At 36.3% G+C, this 19849-nt stretch carries 23 protein-coding genes; all 23 read left to right on the plus strand.

The window, feature by feature from the left end:
* The first annotated feature begins 73 nt into the window (after positions 1-73).
* The 23 genes from I2490_RS01830 (at position 74) to I2490_RS01940 (ending at position 19846) form a co-directional block, all read left to right on the plus strand.
* Positions 74-1498, plus strand: coding sequence for a hemolysin family protein (locus tag I2490_RS01830; RefSeq protein WP_330634518.1), 1425 nt, complete (start codon positions 74-76; stop codon positions 1496-1498).
* Between the two features lie 55 nt (positions 1499-1553).
* A complete protein-coding gene (gene spoIIIAA / locus I2490_RS01835) occupies positions 1554-2483 on the plus strand; it encodes a stage III sporulation protein AA (protein ID WP_206458080.1) in 930 nt (309 codons plus the stop codon).
* Positions 2480-2992: a stage III sporulation protein AB gene (locus tag I2490_RS01840; protein WP_206458081.1), complete on the plus strand. Its 513-nt coding sequence runs from the start codon at positions 2480-2482 to the stop codon at positions 2990-2992. The genes spoIIIAA and I2490_RS01840 overlap by 4 nt, the downstream gene beginning before the upstream one ends.
* Positions 2993-3423: 431 nt before the next feature.
* Positions 3424-4437, plus strand: coding sequence for a 3-deoxy-7-phosphoheptulonate synthase (aroF, locus tag I2490_RS01845; RefSeq protein WP_206458082.1), 1014 nt, complete (start codon positions 3424-3426; stop codon positions 4435-4437).
* Between the two features lie 39 nt (positions 4438-4476).
* Entirely contained in the window at positions 4477-5535 is a 1059-nt protein-coding gene (gene aroB, locus I2490_RS01850; RefSeq protein WP_206458083.1) for a 3-dehydroquinate synthase, read from the plus strand.
* Entirely contained in the window at positions 5523-6716 is a 1194-nt protein-coding gene (locus I2490_RS01855; RefSeq protein WP_206458084.1) for a 3-phosphoshikimate 1-carboxyvinyltransferase, read from the plus strand. Before aroB ends, I2490_RS01855 begins: the two co-directional genes overlap by 13 nt.
* Entirely contained in the window at positions 6697-7797 is a 1101-nt protein-coding gene (aroC, locus tag I2490_RS01860; protein ID WP_206458085.1) for a chorismate synthase, read from the plus strand. The genes I2490_RS01855 and aroC overlap by 20 nt, the downstream gene beginning before the upstream one ends.
* On the plus strand, positions 7781-8617 hold the full coding sequence (pheA, locus tag I2490_RS01865) for a prephenate dehydratase (RefSeq protein WP_245157052.1): 837 nt from the start codon (positions 7781-7783) through the stop codon (positions 8615-8617). Before aroC ends, pheA begins: the two co-directional genes overlap by 17 nt.
* Positions 8614-9456, plus strand: a complete 843-nt coding sequence (locus I2490_RS01870) for a prephenate dehydrogenase (RefSeq protein WP_206458087.1) — start codon at positions 8614-8616, stop codon at positions 9454-9456. Before pheA ends, I2490_RS01870 begins: the two co-directional genes overlap by 4 nt.
* Before the next feature lie 157 nt (positions 9457-9613).
* Entirely contained in the window at positions 9614-9814 is a 201-nt protein-coding gene (spoIIIAC, locus tag I2490_RS01875) for a stage III sporulation protein AC (RefSeq protein WP_209010562.1), read from the plus strand.
* Between the two features lie 13 nt (positions 9815-9827).
* Positions 9828-10220 (plus strand): SpoIIIAC/SpoIIIAD family protein, encoded by a 393-nt coding sequence (locus tag I2490_RS01880; RefSeq protein WP_206458088.1) that lies wholly within the window; start codon positions 9828-9830, stop codon positions 10218-10220.
* 23 nt (positions 10221-10243) lie between these two features.
* The gene (locus I2490_RS01885; RefSeq protein WP_206458089.1) at positions 10244-11317 is read left to right on the plus strand and encodes a stage III sporulation protein AE; all 1074 of its coding nucleotides are present in this window, start codon (positions 10244-10246) and stop codon (positions 11315-11317) included.
* Between the two features lie 12 nt (positions 11318-11329).
* Positions 11330-11884 carry a stage III sporulation protein AF gene (gene spoIIIAF / locus I2490_RS01890; protein WP_206458090.1) on the plus strand — a complete coding sequence of 185 codons (555 nt, stop codon included), beginning with the start codon at positions 11330-11332 and terminating at the stop codon, positions 11882-11884.
* Positions 11862-12314: a hypothetical protein gene (locus I2490_RS01895; protein ID WP_206458091.1), complete on the plus strand. Its 453-nt coding sequence runs from the start codon at positions 11862-11864 to the stop codon at positions 12312-12314. Before spoIIIAF ends, I2490_RS01895 begins: the two co-directional genes overlap by 23 nt.
* A 21-nt stretch (positions 12315-12335) precedes the next feature.
* Positions 12336-13031, plus strand: a complete 696-nt coding sequence (locus I2490_RS01900) for a SpoIIIAH-like family protein (protein ID WP_206458092.1) — start codon at positions 12336-12338, stop codon at positions 13029-13031.
* Between the two features lie 59 nt (positions 13032-13090).
* Positions 13091-13450 carry an Asp23/Gls24 family envelope stress response protein gene (locus tag I2490_RS01905; protein ID WP_206458093.1) on the plus strand — a complete coding sequence of 120 codons (360 nt, stop codon included), beginning with the start codon at positions 13091-13093 and terminating at the stop codon, positions 13448-13450.
* A gap of 24 nt (positions 13451-13474) precedes the next feature.
* Positions 13475-13888, plus strand: a complete 414-nt coding sequence (gene nusB, locus I2490_RS01910) for a transcription antitermination factor NusB (RefSeq protein ID WP_206458094.1) — start codon at positions 13475-13477, stop codon at positions 13886-13888.
* 18 nt (positions 13889-13906) lie between these two features.
* Positions 13907-14875, plus strand: a complete 969-nt coding sequence (locus tag I2490_RS01915; RefSeq protein WP_206458095.1) for an O-sialoglycoprotein endopeptidase — start codon at positions 13907-13909, stop codon at positions 14873-14875.
* Complete coding sequence (gene xseA / locus I2490_RS01920) at positions 14866-16038, plus strand: exodeoxyribonuclease VII large subunit (RefSeq protein WP_206458096.1); 1173 nt, start codon at positions 14866-14868, stop codon at positions 16036-16038. The genes I2490_RS01915 and xseA overlap by 10 nt, the downstream gene beginning before the upstream one ends.
* Positions 16025-16240 (plus strand): exodeoxyribonuclease VII small subunit, encoded by a 216-nt coding sequence (gene xseB / locus I2490_RS01925; RefSeq protein WP_206458097.1) that lies wholly within the window; start codon positions 16025-16027, stop codon positions 16238-16240. Before xseA ends, xseB begins: the two co-directional genes overlap by 14 nt.
* A gap of 15 nt (positions 16241-16255) precedes the next feature.
* Positions 16256-17152 (plus strand): polyprenyl synthetase family protein, encoded by an 897-nt coding sequence (locus I2490_RS01930; protein ID WP_206458098.1) that lies wholly within the window; start codon positions 16256-16258, stop codon positions 17150-17152.
* 20 nt (positions 17153-17172) lie between these two features.
* Positions 17173-19047: a 1-deoxy-D-xylulose-5-phosphate synthase gene (dxs, locus tag I2490_RS01935; protein WP_206458099.1), complete on the plus strand. Its 1875-nt coding sequence runs from the start codon at positions 17173-17175 to the stop codon at positions 19045-19047.
* Positions 19037-19846, plus strand: a complete 810-nt coding sequence (locus I2490_RS01940; protein WP_206458100.1) for a TlyA family RNA methyltransferase — start codon at positions 19037-19039, stop codon at positions 19844-19846. The genes dxs and I2490_RS01940 overlap by 11 nt, the downstream gene beginning before the upstream one ends.
* Positions 19847-19849: the final 3 nt, after the last annotated feature.

The following is a 19849-nucleotide window of genomic DNA, read 5'->3' on the forward strand; positions in this document are numbered from 1 at the left end:
ATGGTATAATATAGTAAGTTTTGATAGAAAACAACATATAATAGTATTTCATTAAATTAGGAGGAATTTAAAAATGATGGACTCTAGTCCAGACCCCAGTATGCCGCTGGCATTTCAACTATTATTTTTAGCATTATTGATACTGATTAATGCTTTTTTCGCCTCGGCAGAAATGGCGTTTGTATCACTGAATAAAAATAAGATTAAACTACTTGCAAATCAAGGAAACAAAAAAGCGATTTTACTTCAACGATTGATTGAAGAGCCTAATAAATTTTTATCGACTATACAGGTAGCGATAACACTGGCAGGATTTTTATCCAGTGCATCCGCTGCTACGTCAATGGCCGATGATATCGGTGCTTTTTTACATCGGTTTGGCATTCCTTATGAGACTCAAATTGCAGTTGTTTTGGTAACCCTAGTTTTAAGTTATTTTACTTTGGTATTTGGGGAATTATTTCCAAAGAGACTTGCACTGCAAAATGCAGAAAAAATGGCTTTGTTTGCTGTTAAACCGATATTATTTATTTCAAAAATTGCATCACCATTTGTAAAATTATTGTCCATTTCGGTTTCTTTTCTATTAAAAATTACCGGAAAAGATCAGCATGATCAGGCAGATGAATATTCGGAAGAAGAAATCCGATCCTTACTTGAAGTCGGTCAGGAGTCTGGGCAAATTAATGAAACCGGACGTGAAATGATCAATAGTATTTTTGAATTCGATGATAAATTAGCCTATGAAATCATGACACCAAGAACGGATGTTTTTTCGATTGACATAAATGATGATTTATCCGAATACATTGATGAACTTTTAGAAGAACGCTATTCCAGAATTCCGGTTTATAATAAAGACAGTGATGACATTATTGGTATCCTTTATATGAAGGATTTTATTCTTGAAGCAAGAAAACATGGTTTTGAAAAGGTTGATATCCGTAAGATTCTTCAAAAACCATTCTTTGTTCCGGAAAGTAAAAAAATCAACGAATTATTTAGCGAATTGCAGATTTCTAAAATGCATATCGCAATTTTAATTGATGAATACGGTGGATTTGCCGGTATTGTCACAATGGAAGATATCATAGAAGAGGTTATGGGAAACATCGATGACGAATACGATGATGATGAACCACAGCTGGAACTGATTGAAGAAAACACTTATATGGTAGATGGACAATATTATTTGGATGATTTGAGCGAGGAACTAGGTTTGGAATTGGAATCGGAAAATCATGAAACCATTGGCGGGTTTGTCATAGATCTGTTAGGTGAAATTCCAGATGAAGATGAAACAGAAGAACGCGTCGTTCCTTATGATGGTTGTATTTTTAAAGTAGAATCGGTAAAAGATCGTCGTATTGATAAGGTTCGTATTATTATTACACCACAAGAAATCATATCCGAAGAAAAAGAAATAGAATCGATTGAAGAAAATGAAAAAGCAGAGATTAATATTACCGAACAAAAAACGCAACATAATTTAATATAACACATAACCCCCTAGTATCCACGCATATAATAAAAATGGGACAGGGGGTTTTTTTATGAAACAAAATGCTGGTTTATTTGCAAAATTACCGTTGGAATTATCCATTGAGCTACAGCGCCTTTCACCGGAAATACAAGAACATCTGCAAGAAATACGTATTAAAATAGGACATCCTATTTTAATCTACTCTGGAAGCAAAGAATATGTGTTAAAGGGAGAATCCGCCTCAGTAATTGATAAAGAATATATTAACAATGTATGCAACTGTATACTTAACCACTCAATTTATGCACATCAACAAGATCTGGCAAACGGCTTCGTTACAATGGAAGGCGGACATCGCGTAGGGTTTTGTGGAAGGGCAGTTATCGATAATGGCAGAGTAAATACCTTAACAAATATTACCTCAGTAAATATAAGAAGAAGTCGGCAAATACTCGGAATTTCAGAACCTTATTATTCTTACTTAACGACACAGGAAGGATATTTTTATAATACCATTTTACTTTCACCTCCAAAATGCGGAAAAACTACCATGCTTCGAGATTTAATTCGTAATTTGAGTGCACATGGCTTCAAAGTAGGCGTTTGTGATGAACGTTCTGAGATTGCAGGATTTGACCATTTTGGCACATCGTTTGATTTGGGAATGCGAACGGATGTTCTGGATGCTTGTCCTAAGGAAATGGCTATGATTATGTTAATTCGATCAATGGCACCCGATATCATTGCAACGGATGAAATTGGAAAGCCGGAAGATTACCAAGCGATCCAATCGGCGATAACTGCAGGTGTAGGTCTTTTAACGACCATCCATGGAAACAGCTATGAAGACTTGCTACGATCTCCGGCAAAAAACTTACTGGATTGTGGCATTTTTCAAAGAATTGTATATCTGGGGAATCAACCAAAGATTGGAACTGTAAGAAAAATTACGGATGAGAAAAACCATATGATTTTATTAAGGGAAAGGAGTCTGGCATGAAGTTATTTTTATGTGTTTTAATTGTTGCTTCCTGCTTTGGAGCCGGTAAAGTAAAAGCACTTGAATTTTCTTATCGTTATCGTCAATTACGAGAATTACATCGAGGATTTAAGTTATTGCAAACCGAGATTCAATATGCAAGAGAAACATTACCGATCTTATTGGAACGTCTTGCCAAAGAAGAAAAGGGACTTCTTGCATCTTTTTACACAGATGTTTGCAATGGCTTAGAGAAAGGTGGAAATAGTTTTTATGAATGTTGGGAAAATTCTGTAACTGCAATCTATAGTAGCAGCAGTTTGCAAAAAGAAGATAAAGAAATATTGCGTCAATTAGGACAAGAGCTTGGAAAAAGTGATTTACAAGGACAAAAAAGTGCATTCGAACGCTTTTTTTCGCGTATCGAAGAGCAAATTAAAGAGGCAGAAGAAGAAAAAAAGAAAAAGGGTAAAATGTATCAAAGTCTTGGATTTTATGGTGGAATTTTAATTGTTTTATTACTTTTTTAGTGTTTTCTATATGCATTTTTTTTGATAATAAAAAAACATTAACGCTAAAATGCAAAAAAAATAGTTGACAATTTCGATTTAAGGGGTTTATTATAAGCATAGTTATAAGTAAAAGATTAAGAGAGGAAATAGAAATGAAGAATCAAATGTTAGCAAAATTAAATAGCTTTACATATTTTAATTTTTGGGGCTTTTATTTTAGCGCTGACATTTTTTCATGTAAAATATTTCGATTCCTATGAGTCTTATAACATCAAAATAAAATCAAAAACGATTAGTCAAACTATTTTGGAAATTTTGAGAACTCAACGGATGGGTTCTCTTTTTTTATACGATAGAAAAAAAACCAAAGTTCCTATCTGTACGAGAAAATCACATTAATAAGCCAATTTAGTATCTTAGAGAAAAAATAGAAAATGGAGGAAAATGATATGATTATTGTATTAAAGCCAAATACGTTGCAAGAGGAAATTGATAAATTATCCATCTTTGTCAAAGGAAAGGGAGTCGAGGTATGCCCCATTGTCGGTACAGAAGTATGTGTGCTGGGTTTGGTTGGCGATACCAGTAAAATTGATTGCTCCCAGCTGGAGGCAAATCGGAACGTTGCACGAGTCATGCATGTAGCTGAACCATTCAAAAAGGCAAATAAAATATTCCATCCGGAACCAACCGTTATTGATGTATGTGGACAAAAAATTGGAGGGGACAAGCTTGCCATTATTGCAGGCCCTTGCTCCGTAGAAAGTGAAGAACAAATCTGTGAAATTGCAGATGAAGTAAAGCAGCTAGGTGCTCACTTTCTTCGAGGCGGTGCATTCAAACCAAGAACTTCTCCATACGCATTTCAAGGATTAAAATACGATGGACTGGAGCTTTTGATGGAAGCACGTCAAAGAACCGGATTGCCAATTGTGTCGGAAATCATGTCTACAAATGATTTAGATATTTTCGAAAGAGAAGTAGACATCATTCAAGTAGGTGCAAGAAATATGCAGAATTTTGACTTGTTAAAGCAACTAGGAAAAACATCCAAACCAATTTTACTGAAACGAGGTTTATCCGCAACGGTTGAAGAATGGCTGATGTCAGCAGAATATATTATGTCTGGCGGAAATGAGCAAATTATCTTATGTGAAAGAGGCATTCGTACATTTGAATCCTACACAAGAAATACACTAGACCTCAGTGCAATTCCAGCAATTAAAGAGTTAAGCCATCTTCCAGTTGTAGTTGATCCAAGTCACGCTACCGGTAAATATTGGATGGTAGAACCTTTAGCTAAAGCTGCAATTGCAGTTGGAGCAGATGGACTGCTTATTGAAGTTCATAACGATCCGGCAAATGCACTTTGTGATGGTCAACAATCTATTAAACCAAAATTGTTCGGGGATATTATGGAAAAACTTCGTCCAATTGCTTCTGTAGTAGGAAGAGAACTATAAGTTAAATAAAAACAATTGCTGAAGACAAAAGAGGTTTTCATGAAAAAACATTTATTGGTAAATTTAAAAGAAAACAGTTATCGCATTCAAATCAAAAATGGTCTTATATCAATCATCGGGAAAGAACTAAAAGGAATCTATCAAGGGCGTAAGGTATTTGTCTTAACAGACCATCATGTAAATGCAGAATATGGTGAGTCATTGCTTTCATCGCTCAAACAAGAAGGATTTGAAGTAAAAATTTATTCACAAGAACCCGGTGAACAATCAAAGTCATTATTTCAGCTTCAACGTATCTACGATGCGCTTTTAAACTTTTCAATGACAAGAAAAGATTTGCTGATTGCTTTTGGGGGCGGTGTTGTTGGAGATATCGGAGGCTTTGCTGCAGCGACCTATCTGCGCGGAATTTCTTTTGTACAAATACCAACCTCGCTTCTCGCACAAGTAGATAGCTCTGTAGGAGGAAAAGTAGCCGTTGATCTTCCGCAAGGCAAAAACTTAATAGGAAATTTTTATCAGCCAAAAGCTGTTTTTATTGACCCTTTGGTTTTATCGACTTTACCAGATAAATTTTTTAAAGATGGTATGGCAGAAGTAATAAAATACGGCTGTATTAAAGATTATGATTTTTTCAATTTGCTTTCACAAAATTTCAGCAGAGATCAAATCATGCAGCATATTGTAGAAATCATTTACCGCTGTTGTGATTTAAAAAGACAGCTTGTAGAAGAAGACGAACGAGATTTCGGAAACCGTATGCTATTAAATTTTGGTCATACCTGGGGCCATGCAATAGAACTGATGTATCACTACGAGGGACCAACACACGGCGAAGCTGTTGCCATCGGAATGTATCAGATTACCGTAAAAAGCGAACACTTGGGTTTAACGGAACAAGGGACAGCCGAAAAAATAAAAAAAATATTGATCGCTCATGGTTTGCCGTTTGAATTGCCTACTTTTTCTATGGAAACGATTAAATCTGCCGCGATTCATGATAAAAAGCAGTTCGGTGATGAACTAAACGTTGTTTTATTAAAAAGAATCGGGGAAAGCTTTCTATATAAAAAAGGGAGGACTCTATGGGAAATATGAAACTGCATCCGTCAAAATTAATGGGAGAAGTTAAAATACCACCCTCTAAAAGCATCGCGCATAGAGCAGTTATCTGCAGTGCTTTAAGCAAAACAAATAAATTTCTAAAATTGAACTTGTCGGATGATTTAATTGCGACCAGTGAAGGCATGCAGACACTTCGAGAAGGCGGAAAAGTCGTTATTGATTGTAACGAATCCGGTTCAACGCTTCGATTTTTAATACCCATTTCTCTGGTTTTAGGAAATGGCGGTCGCTTTCTGGGACGAGGGAATTTAGGAAAACGACCATTAACTCCATTTTATCCAATCTTCGATCAATGCAACATTCAATATGAAGAATGCAGCAATGATTCTCTTGATTTTAGAGTTAATGGCAAATTGATTTCCGGCAATTATTCGATTTCCGGAGATATAAGTTCACAATTTATCAGTGGTCTGTTTTTTGCACTTCCACTTTTGAGCGGCGATTCTACATTGACCATTACAACCCCACTAGAATCAAAAGGATATTTAGATTTAACACGATCTGTAATGGATGAATTTGGAGTAAAGATTGAAAAAAAAGAGAATCAACTTTATTACATAAAAGGAAATCAATCTTATCAAAATCAAAACTATGAAATTGAAGGAGATTATTCACAGGCTGCCTTTTTCCTTTGTGCAAATAGCTTGGGTTCAAATATAAAGATCGCTAATTTAAAAAGTAATTCTTTGCAGGGTGATAAAGCAGTTTTGGAATTATTAAGCAAGATAAAGGAACAAAATACGAGCAGCCTTATTACCATTGACGGCTCTCAATGTCCTGACATTATACCAGTAATTGCATTGGTAGCAGCACTACAAGAAGGTAAGAAAACAGAAATCATTCATGCGCAAAGACTACGCCTGAAGGAATGTGACCGAATTTCCGCCGTAACACAAGAACTAAATAAGTTAGGTGCAAATATTAAAGAGATTGCGGATGGTTTTTACATTGAAGGCGTTGCGCAACTGCAGGGAGGCACTGAGGTGTGGAGTCATAAAGACCATCGTATTGCAATGATGCTTTCCATTGCAGCAACGGTATGCAAAAATCCAATAATTTTACAGGATTACGAATGTGTTTCAAAATCATATCCAGACTTTTTTAAAGACTATTTACAGTTAGGAGGAATTGCAAGTGAGTGGAGTATGGGGTAAGCAATTAGAACTGTCCATTTTCGGAGAATCACACGGAGATGGTATCGGAATGGTAATCAGCGGTCTTCCTTCTGGATTTGCCATTGACATGGAAGAAATCATCCGGGAAATGCAGCGTCGCGCTCCCGGAAAAGATAGTTTTTCTACAACTAGGAATGAACAGGATTTACCGCAGATCTTAAGTGGTTTTTTTAAAGAAAAAACAACAGGTACTCCATTATGCTGTTTCATTGCAAATAAAGACAATCATTCTTCTGATTATTCTCTTATGGAACAAGTTATGCGCCCGGGTCATGGAGATTATCCCGGATTTATCCACTATCAAGGGGCTAACGATTATCGAGGTGGAGGTCATTTTTCCGGGAGGCTTACTGCACCGCTTGTTTTCTGTGGTGCTATATGTAAACAAATTTTAAAAGAAAAAGGAATTTACATCGGAGCTCACATTAAACAAATCGGAAACGTTCGAGATATTTCCTTTACTTCAGAAAGTATCACCCGGGAAATACTTTCTGAGTTAACGAAAGAAACATTTCCTGTACTTGATCAAAACAAAGCAGTATGTATGCATGAAGAAATTCTTTCTGTAAAAGCAGAAGGAGATTCTGTAGGCGGTATTGTAGAATGTGCTGCCATTGGTTTGCCGGTAGGAATCGGGGATCCGTTTTTTGATTCGGTGGAATCCACACTTGCACATCTAATGTTTTCCATACCTGCTATAAAAGGAGTTGAATTTGGTCTTGGATTTGAGATGGCAGAGAAAAAAGGTTCCGAATGCAACGATAGTTATTATTATGATGGAGATCAGGTAAAAACTAAGACCAATTATAACGGTGGAATACTGGGTGGAATTACAAACGGAATGCCAATTGTATTTCGATCTGTAATAAAACCGACACCTTCCATTTCCAAAGAACAAGCTACGATTAATATAAAGACACGGCAAAATACAAATCTTTCTGTTTCTGGAAGACATGATCCTTGCATTGTGCAAAGAGCCTTACCTGTTATTGAAGCTGTATGTGCCATTGGAATATATGAATGCATCAAAAGGAGAGACGCAGATGGAATTGGGAAATAAAGTAGTCGGATTTCAGGGAACCATTGGTTCTTTTTCGGAGGAAGCACTTATCCGATATTTCGGAGAGCACCAAAAGAGGCAAGAATATGCAGAATTCGAAGATGTATTTATAGCATTGCGTGAAGGAAAGATTGCGTATGGTGTACTTCCAATTGAAAACTCTTCTACCGGTGCCATTTCTGCAACCTATGATCTTTTAAAACAATATGATTGTTATATTGTCGGAGAAACGTATTGCTCCATTAAACATCATCTGATTGGCTTCTCCGGAACAAATCTTTCTGAAATTAAGGAAGTCTATTCACATATTCAAGGCTTAGAACAGTGCAGTAATTTCTTAAATCGTTTTTCAAATTGGAAACTGATACCTTTTCATAACACGGCAGTCAGCGCTAAGTTAGTAAAAGAGAGTCAATCAAACGCGAAAGCAGCCATTGCAAGTGAACGTGCAGCAAAAGTATACAACCTTACTATTTTAGAGAAAAACATTCATAATCAAAAAAATAATACAACTCGTTTTGTAATTGTAGGTAGACAGTTGGAAAGAAACGCTTTCAGCAATAAATTCAGTGCAGTGCTTTCCTTGGAAAATCGAGCTGGCTTTCTTTACGAATTATTAGGAGCATTTGCAAAAAATAATGTAAATTTAGTAAAGATTGAATCCCGACCTTTAAAAGAACATGCCTTTCAATATTGCCTGTACTTGGATTTTGAGGGTGATTTACAAGGTGAAAATGTAAAACAAGCACTTGAAACCATTGAAAAGGACGGTTATGATTTCCGACTTTTAGGTTCCTATGTGAAAGAGGTACAATTATGAAAATAGCCATTGTAGGATTGGGAGTCATAGGAGGTTCTTTTGCCTTGGCGCTCAAAGAAAAAGGGTATACCGAAGTTTTTGGTATCGATACGGATGAACAAACGATTACCCAAGCAAAAAAAATGAAAATTATTTGCGACGGAAGTGCAGATGGCAAAGAATTTCTTTCAAAAATGGATTTAATTCTATTGTCAATTTATCCAAAACTCGTATCTTCTTTTTTGAATCAAAATAAAAAGCAATTTAAGCAAGGAACAATTATAACGGATACCACCGGCGTAAAGGGTGCTATTTTAAACGATGTTTTAGAAGCCCTACCAGAAGGTGTGGATTTTATTTTCGGACACCCTATGGCAGGTCGTGAAAAAAAAGGTCTTTCTTATGCCAGCAGTACAGTATTCCAAGGAGCAAATTATATTCTGACTCCAACTATTTATAATAAAGCAGAAAATTTAGATCAAATTGAACGATTAATGCTGGAAATCGGATTTGGAAGAGTGAAGCGAATTACGCCTAGCTTTCATGATGAAATGATCAGTTTTACATCACAACTCCCTCATGCAATGGCAGTAGCACTCATTAACAGTGACAAAGAGGGACGAGATACCGGCAGCTTTATTGGTGATAGCTATCGAGATTTAACTCGTATTGCAAATATGAATGATGCACTTTGGGCAGAGTTGTTTCTTGAAAATAAAGAAAATCTTCTGCATTCCATCGAAAATTTCCAAAAAGAGCTGAATGTGATAAAATTCGCGTTAATAAAGGAAGATACGGAAAGCTTAAAGCAGTGTTTTCGTAAGTCAACGGCTCGTCGAGAAAAACTGGATCAACAATAAAATAGATTATATTTAAAAGTAAAATGCCGAAATAAAAAACCGAAAAATGGTTTTTATTTCGGTTTTTTTTCATTGCATAAAACCTTGGACAAGGAATATACATGGTATAAAGAATTGTTCAACAAAAAGGAATAAAAAGATAGGCGGTGAATCACTTATGACAATCGATGTGGATATTATTTTTAAAATTGCAGCCATTGGGATCATTGTTGCAGTTTTAAATCAGGTATTAATCCGGGCAGGCAGAGAGGATCAGGCAATGATGACAACTCTAGCTGGGATTATTGTCGTTCTAGTTATCATTATACAGATGATCAATGATTTTTTTATAGCAGTGAAAACAATGTTTCAATTTTAGGAGGACAAAGACCATGGATATTTTTCAAATTTGTGCCATTGGTCTTTGTGGCATGATTCTTTCTTCCATAGTAAAAGCATATAAACCAGAGCTGGCAATTTACATTGTCATTGCAACAGTTTTACTTCTTTTTGGATTTTTGCTTTACCATTTACGTACAATCTTTGATTTTCTTAATACTATTTATAATCAAATTACGTATGGAAAAGCATTTTTTTCAGTCATGATTAAGGTTTTAGTTGTTGCATATGTGGCAGATTTTACCGCACAACTATGTAGAGACGCTGGAGAATCTGCCATTGCCGGAAAAGTAGAATTAGCTGGGAAGTTATTTATTTTTTATCTTGCAGTTCCTGTTATGATGTCCATTTTGGAGCTCTTAGAAAATTTGCTACCCATGCATTGAAAAAGTAGGTGATACTCTTGGAAATGGAAAATTTAATCAACGAGCAATTATCTTCAATGAACCTGGAGCAACTACAGGAACTTATGGGGATGGCAAACTCACAAGGACAAATATTTGAAAACAAATCTGTAATGGAGATTATTCAAAGTTTAATAAAAGGAGAACCCTTTTTTCAATGGGATCAATTATTAAGTCGTATTTCTGAACTTTTCTTCATTGAAATCAGATCAGCCATTTTTTTAGCCGTCCAAATACTGCTTATTTGTATGGTCGTTAATTTACTTCAAAATATGGCATCTTCCTTTGGAGAACATACAGTTTCTAAAATGGGTGGCATGATTTGCAGCTGTGTAGTCGCAACCTTATGTCTGAGAAATTTTATAGACGTATATAACCTCTGCAGTATTGCAGTTACACAAATGGTTTCTGCCATGCAGATATTGCTTCCTATTTTAGTTCCGCTGATGATTGCTACAGGCAGTATTACCTCAGGCGGTATTTTAAACCCCGTAATTTTAGCGGCAATTACGCTGCTTTCTAAGGTAATGGAGCAACTGATTCTACCGGCCATTTTTTTATCCTGTATTTTTTTATTAGTTAACAGCCTTTCCGACAAAGATTACATAAAGAAACTAGCTGGTTTCTTACGAGGTTTTGCTGTTTTTCTTATGGGGCTTTCCGTTACATTATTTTCAGGATTAACTGCCATTCAGGGTCTTGCAACTGAATCCGCAGATACCATGCTCATAAAAACTGCACGATTTTCGGTAGATCATTTCATTCCGATCATTGGAGGATTTGCAGCCGATTCTATGGACATGATTCTTAGTTGTACAAAAATGATTAAAAATGGCATTGGGATTTTTGGCCTTTTACTCATTCTTACAATTTTACTCATTCCATTACTAAAATTGGTAGCCATTGCAATTGTATATAAAGTTGTAGCTGTCATTGCAGAACCGATTGGTTCGAAAAAAATTGCGGTATGCATGGATGAGATTGGGAATACCATCATTACTTTAGCGGTTGTCTTGCTTCTGGGTGCTATCTTATTTTTGATTTTTATTTCCATTCTTATTGCTATGGGTACAATGTGAGGGGGATGTTTCATGAGTTTTGTCACGGAATGGGTACGGAATGTATTTTTAATTGTTCTAGCCATCTCATTTTTGGAATTGCTTCTTCCAAGCGGAAGCATGCGAGGTTATTTAAAATTTATTTTTTCCTTACTCTTGCTTACTGTCATGCTTTATCCTCTGCAATCATTGGGAGGAAAAGAAATTTTAGCATTTCATTCGATTCCTTATTCCTTTAGCGCTGCACAATCTTATGAAATTAATAACGATGCTTCCTTCGAATATGATCTTTCACAAGTACAAACAAAGCAAATTTCTGATGTGTACAAAGAGAAAGTAAGCGAAAGCATAAAAGAAGAGTTGGAAAAGCAATTTTCAGGCATAAGTGAGGCAGTAATTGAAATATACATTAACGAGAATAGAAACAGCAAACATTTTGGTGAGTTAAATAAGGTGATATTATATACAGATGATTTGACGGAGCAAGTTAAAATTCAAAATACCCTTTCGGATTTCTTGAATTTGTCAAAAAGGAACATTTTTATCAAAGAAAAGGAGGAAGAAAATGAAGCTACTGATGAAAAATGAAACAAATATTAAAGATTTATTTTTTAAATTAATTACTGTTGTAATCATTGCTTCAATGGGACTTGTCCTATTAAACGTAATGACACAGAGTAAGGATGGAAGAAAGCAAATTGTCGATCATGATGGAGGTACAGAATACATTGCATCAGAAGAATCGACTTCTGCAACGAGAGAAGAGCTTCGCCTTTCTGAAATACTCAGCGGTATCAAAGGCGTAGGGGAAGCCGATGTATTTATTACTTATCGGGATAATGTTCAGACAACAAATGTTTTTTCTTCGTCTGTAGCAAAGGATGGTCCGAAAATAAATGGAGTAATTGTAACCGCAGAAGGGGCAAATAATGTAATCATCAAAAATGATATCATCAATGCTGTTGCTTGCGTATTTAACATATCGGCTGGTAATGTGACCGTGTTTGAAAAAGAATAGAGAAAATGGAGGGTTTGAAAGGTGAAGTATGAAAAAAGAAAAATTGTGGTCTTAGTTAGTATGTTGGCACTGATCGTATGCGTCAGTGTAGTAAACAACAAATTAAGTACCAAGGATGCTCTTAGCGCATCAGCAGGCTATAAAGATTATGAAACAAAAGAAATGCAGCTTCATGATGGCGAAGTTTTGGTGGATAGCATTAATGTTGTAACGCTTCCTGGAAAGAGTCCGGATCCGGTTTCTATTGCCGATCCAGCCAAACCAAATGAAGCAGCCGCTGAAGAAACCAATAATGAAACAACAAATGGAGCGACTGAAGCAGAAGAATCTTCTGTCGTAACTTCCGATAACTTAGAAGAATTAAAAAATACAGATACCTATTTTGAAGAAGTTCGGGCTACCATTAATATGGATCGAAACGAAATTCTTTCTATGCTTACGGCAGTCATTGAAGAAACCAAAGATGGACCGGAAAAAAACAATGCAACACAGCAAAAATTAAAGATTATTGATTATATGAACCAAGAAAAGGTCATTGAAAATTTAATTGAAAATAAAGGTTTTACAGATGCACTGGTTCTCATTACAGATACTTCCGTTAATGTAACTGTAAATAAACAGGAATTATCTCAGACAGATGTGGCAAAAATATGTGATATAGTAATGAGAGAAACAGAAAGAAATGCGGAGCAAATCGTGATTCAAAGTAAATTTTAAACTCTGAAAACATTGTTTATTCTACGCATTTCTGCTATAATAGGCAAGAGGTGAGTGGAATGAACGCAATCAATGACGAAAAATATGGCACAATAAAAATATCTGATGAGGTTATTGCTGTTTGCGCGATGAATGCCACTTTAAAGACAGAAGGTGTATCCTCTTTAAGTCGAGGTATTACCGACAGTATTTCTAATATGTTAGGCAAAGAACCTCTATATAAAGGCATAAAGGTAGCTCAAACTGATTATGGCATTGTGATAGATATTTATCCAATTGTCTTTTTAGGAGTGAAGATTCCTGAGGTTGCTTTTAACATTCAAAAAAATGTAAAAAAAGAAGTAGAACACATGCTTGATGAACCGGTTAAGGCTGTGAACATTCATGTTCAGGGTGTGGATGTCAAGCAGAGTAAATAAATCCCTATACAATCGGAGGAATGTATGCGAAGAACACAAGCAAGAGAGCTATTAATGCAGATGCTTTTTCAGATGGAAGTACAAAATGATCACAGTGATTCTATAAAAAAACGAGTTGCAGAAGAAAACTTAGAAGAATCAAACCAGAAGGATTACTTTGAAGAAATGTATGGTTTGATTACATTGCATTTACCTGAAATTGATCAACAAATTGAAGAATACAGTAACAATTGGAAAATTAATCGTTTAGCAAAAGTTGATTTGGCCATATTACGATTATCCATTGCAGAACTCTTATACAAAATGGATATCCCAGATTCTGTTTCAATTAATGAGGCTGTGGATCTTGCAAAGAAATTTGGAGGAGACGATTCAGGAAAATTTGTAAATGGTGTATTAGGTAAAATTGTAAGAGGCAAGCAAAAAGAAAACGAATAGAAAAGATGGAGAAATGAAATGATACTTGGTATTGATACCAGTAACTATACAACATCAGTTGCATTGACAGATTCAAACGGAAATATCCGACTTGATAAAAGGACACCGTTGGTGGTAAAACAGGGCGAAAGAGGGCTACGGCAATCACACGCCCTTTTTCAACATATGGAGAATTTACCATTGCTCCTAAGTGAGGTGCTGAAAGAACCCTTTCGGTCTCAAATTAAAGCAATTGCAGTCAGCAGCAGACCGCGTCCTGTAGAAGGCTCTTATATGCCAGTGTTTAAAGCAGGTATGCAGTTCGGAAGCGTATTATCCAATGCACTTGCAATTCCGTACTATACGTTTTCACATCAAGAAGGACATTTAGCAGCAGCTGCTCATAATACCTTGATAAACGAACAAGTATCCTATTTTGCTTATCATTTATCCGGCGGCACCTGCGAACTATTGGATGTGAATGAGCAGCACATTTCCATTATTGGGGGGTCAAACGATATTTCTTTTGGACAATTGATCGACCGTTTTGGTGTCGCTACAGGTCTTGCCTTTCCTGCAGGAAGAGCAATGGATGAAATCGCGCTTTCTCAATGGGAAGAACATAATCACACAAAACCACCCAATAAACTAAAGCCGATCCCGATAAAGGAACTTTATCTAAATTTATCCGGAATCGAAACACAGGCACTTCGTATTTTGCAAGCTGCAGATGTAAAAGACAAGCAAAAAGTACAAAATGCTCTGATTTTTGAACTCTTTTTAAAAATCAGCGATTCTTTGGAAAAGCTTACAAAAGAAGCATTAAAACATCAATATAAAGATCAAGTCTTATTTACTGGAGGAGTATCTGCAAGTACTTTTTTACGAAAACGTCTGTTAGATGCTTTTTCAAAAGATAAGATCAATCTATTTTTCGGAGAACCGAAGCTTTCTTCAGACAATGCAGTCGGTATTTCTTTGTTGGGAGGAAAAGCATTATGGCATTAAAGCCGGTTAGTGTATCCCAAGTAAATGGATACATCAAGCGCATTTTACAATCCGATCCGATATTAGGCAATGTTTCCGTCATTGGAGAAATTTCTAATTTAAAATACCATAGTTCTGGACATGTCTATTTTACATTGAAGGATGCAAACAGTAAGCTAAATTGTTTTTTGGCTGCTGAATATTTGCGGAATCTTCGCTATGAGCTTTCAGATGGAATGGAAATTACAGCACACGGTTATCTTTCCGTATACGAACGTGGAGGAAGCTATTCGTTAAACGTAAAAGATGTTTCCCTTTCCGGAATAGGGAATTTAAGCATTGCATTTGAACAGTCAAAGAAAAAATTGGAAGCAGAAGGTCTTTTTGATACAAAATATAAAAAGAGTTTACCTTTTTTTCCAAAGAAAATCGGTGTAATGACTTCGCCGACCGGAGCAGCCGTTCGTGATATTATTAAAATAATAAAATCAAAAAATAATTATGTAAACATTTTAGTATATCCTTGTTTGGTACAAGGCCCGGAAGCAGCAAAGGATATTTCTGAGGGAATAAAAAATATTAATCAAAAGTTTCCGGATTTGGATGTCTTAATTATTGGCAGGGGAGGAGGGTCTCTGGAAGAACTTTGGCCGTTCAATGAGGAAATCGTAGCGAGAAGTATTTTTTCTTCCGTAATCCCGATTATTTCTGCAGTTGGACATGAGACGGATTTTACTATTTCTGATTTTGTGGCAGACTTCCGTGCAGAAACACCTACAGCGGCAGCACAACTGGCGATACCGAATACGTTTGAATTGCAAAGCCTTTGTCAAGATTTCCTTTCATCTATAAAATATGGTTTATCACGCAGGTTGGAGTATGACGCAATGCGAGTTTATATGCACGACAAACAAAAATTATTTGAATCATTCCAAAATCGCTTGCAATATGAGACTTTACGTTTACAACAGCAAAAAGAAAAACTAGAAGCACTCAATCCTTTATCAATTATGGAACGCGGCTATAGCATTCTTACCGATAAAAAAGGAAATTTATTAAATAAAATTTCTCAAATTGATTTAGGTGATCAATTATTTGTACGAATTAAGGACGGTCGTCTGCATTGCACAGTGGATGAGAAACATTGCTTGGATAGGGAGATGATAATAAATGACCTCAAATAAAAATTTAACCTTTGAAGAGGCACTTAAAGGATTGGAAACAGCAGCAAATGCATTAAAACGAAACGAAGGAACGTTAGAAGATGCCATTAAGAATTATGAACAAGGTATTGTTTTTTATGAACAATGCAATCATATACTAAAAGAAGCAAAGCAGCGAATTGAAATTTACGACAAAGAAACGCAGGAACAAATAGAATTCTAAGAGGAGGAAATTAATATGGAAAATAAAGAATACATTTATTTGAAAAATTTACTGGAAGAACATCTTTTGGACTTCTTACCTGAGGTTGACCATAAAAGTATTACGTTATACGAATCTATGTGTTATAGTTTATCAGCCGGAGGAAAAAGAATTCGCCCTGTATTGCTTTTAGCTGCTTGTGATTTTTGCGGATATGACATTAAGCAGGCTTTGCCTTATGCCTGTGCAATGGAGTATATTCAAACCTATTCTTTAATTCACGATGATTTGCCAGCTATGGATAATGACGATCTTCGAAGAGGCATGCCTTCCAATCATAAAGTTTATGGGGATGCAATGGCAATTTTAGCAGGTGATGGCCTTTTAACCTCGGCTTTTGAAGCAATGAATAAGGATATGCTTCTCTATTTTGATGATCCTGACAAATTAATCTGCCGTGTGAAAGCAAGTTATGAAATTTCAAAGGGTGCAGGCTGTCGTGGTATGGTAGCAGGGCAAGCTTCTGATATTGAAAATGAAAACAAGCAATGCTCAAAGGAAATGATTGATTATATTCATTTGAATAAAACAGCAGCTTTAATCATCTCTGCAATCATGTCAGGTGCATATTTATCTGGGGCTGATGATGAAAAGCGCCGTGATTTAAGTATATATGCCGAATGTGTTGGTTTGGCTTATCAGATTGTTGATGATATTTTGGATATTTGCGGTGACCAAGATGAACTTGGAAAAAAGGTTGGTGTGGATGCAAAACAAAATAAATCAACCTATCCAGCTATTTATGGTTTGGAAGAATCGAGAAGAAGAGCAACTGAGCTCTTAGAAAATGCTTTAAATATAATGGCACCTTATTATGACCAGGCTGAGGTCTTTACTGCAGTTGCTGAATATTTATTAAAGCAAATTAAATAATGATAGGAGACTTTCATTTTATGAAGCATTTGTTAAATGATGATAATTTTCCACAAAAACTAAAGTCCATGACGGAGCATGAATTGGAATTATTATCTTATGAAATTCGTCAAACGTTATTGGATACTGTTTCCGTAACCGGAGGACATTTGTCTTCCAATTTAGGTGTTGTGGAGTTAACAATAGCACTTCATACCGTATTTGATACACCAAAGGATAAAATTATTTGGGATGTAGGTCATCAGGCCTATGTACACAAAATGCTAACGGGTAGAAGCGGAAAAATGAATACCCTTAGAACTTACGGAGGAATCAGCGGATTCCCAAGACTAGAAGAGAGTGTACATGATATGTATGCGTCCGGACACAGCAGCACTTCCATTTCTGCAGCCTTTGGATATGCAGTAGCAAGAGATTTGAATCACGATGATTATTCTGTTGTTGCTGTCATAGGAGATGGAGCATTAACGGGAGGGATTGCTTATGAAGCACTAAATAACGTTGGGCAATCCAATCGACCGATGATTGTCATATTAAATGATAATGAAATGTCGATTTCGGAAAATGTTGGAGGCATGTCGCAATATCTTGGAAGATTAAGAGCTTCTCATGCATATTTGGAATTTAAAAAGAAAGTAAAACATGCAGTGAAAGGCATTCCTAAATATGGCGAAGGTCTTTATTCCGGAATGGAACATATCCGAGATTCTTTAAAATATGCCGTAGTATCCGGAGCTATTTTTGAAGAGTTTGGTTTTAAATATTTTGGTCCTATTGATGGTCATAGTATCCATGATTTGATTCAGGCAATGCAATTTGCAAAAAATATGCAGCAGCCTGTTCTTTTGCATGTCGTTACAAAAAAAGGAAAAGGTTATCGCAATGCAGAAAACAATCCAGGCAAATTTCATGGAATTGGAGCTTTCGACTTGAATACAGGAGAATTGCTTTCGGTTGCAAAAAACTACACTTACTCGCAGATTTTTGGAAAAAAAATAGTACAAATTGCACATAATGATCCACGAGTTGTTGCAATCAGTGCTGCTATGGTAGAAGCAACCGGGCTTAATCGATTTCAGGAAAAATTTCCGGAACGTCTCTTTGATGTAGGAATTGCTGAACAGCATGCTGTTTCTTTTGCTGCAGGCATGGCTCTTAATGGGATGAAACCCGTCGTTGCCATTTATTCTACATTTTTACAAAGGGCCTATGATCAAATTTTAATCGATGTATGTATGCAGAACCTTCCGGTTATTTTTGCAATTGATCGAGCCGGAAACGTTGGAAATGACGGTGAAACCCATAATGGTCAGTTTGACCTTTCTTATCTGTCTCATATGCCGAATTTAACCATTCTGGCTCCAAAGGACGGCAGTGAACTTGCAGAAATGCTTGAATATGCTTTTACTTTGAATGGCCCTTGTGCCATTCGTTACCCAAGAGGTGAGGCAGAAGATTTGGATACAGAAAAAAAGGAACATTCACCGATAGATGGAAAAATTGAAGTTCTTTCTGAAGGAAATGACGGTGTATTACTCGCAATCGGAAAGATGGTTGAGCCTGCAATAAAAGCAAAATTAATTTTAAAGCAAAAAGGACTTGATTTCGGGGTAGTAAATGCGCGATTTATAAAGCCGCTTGATGAAGATGGCATTCTTTCTTGTGTTAATACAAAGAAAACGGTCATTACATTAGAAGATAATGCAATCATAGGAGGCTTTGGTTCCGAAGTATGCAAATTATTGAAGGAGAAGGGAAATCCTTCACAGAAATTATTACAGATCGGATGGCCGGATGTGTTTATTTCCCAGGGAAAGGTCTCAGAACTGATGAAACAATATGAATTAGATGCAAATGGAATTGCAAGAAGGGTGGCAGAGTTTATTGAAGGATAGATTGGATGTAATATTGGTAAACAAAGGATTGTTTCCGTCTCGAGAAAAAGCGAAGGCATCCATTATGGCAGGAATCGTTTTTGTAGATGGAAAAATGGTTGACAAAGCCGGTACATCGGTCTCCGATGACTCAGAGTTCACAATAAAAGGTGCTGTTTGCCCTTATGTCAGCCGTGGTGGATTGAAGCTGGCAAAAGCTTTGGAGTTATACTCCTTTTCTTTGGATGGGGCTGTTGCTATGGACATCGGGGCTTCAACCGGGGGATTTACGGATTGTATGCTGCAAAATGGTGCAAAAAAAGTCTACGCTGTTGATGTTGGATATGGACAGTTGGATTGGAAACTTCGGAATGATAATCGAATCGTTAATATGGAACGTGTAAATATTCGTTATTTAGACCCGAAAACCATAGAAGAAAAATTGGATTTTATCAGCATTGATGTTTCATTCATCTCTTTGCATTTGGTTCTCCCAGTAGCATCCTCACTTCTCAGCTCAACCGGCAAATTAGTTTGTCTGGTAAAGCCGCAATTTGAAGCAGGTAGAAGCCAAGTTGGGAAAAACGGTATTGTTCGAGAAAAAAGCACACATTTGGAAGTCCTTCATAAAGTAGCTGATTATGCTCTGGAAGCAGGGTTCACAATTGGTGGTTTAACCTATTCACCGGTAACCGGTGCAAAAGGAAATATTGAATATTTGATGTATTTATGTAAAGATAAATCTTCTTGTGAAGCGTTAAATTATGATGAATTGGCAGAGTCTATTGTCAATGCATCACACGAAGAATTAGATAAATAGAAA

Source organism: Anaerovorax sp. IOR16, assembly GCF_017168145.1.
Lineage (GTDB): Bacteria > Bacillota > Clostridia > Peptostreptococcales > Anaerovoracaceae > IOR16.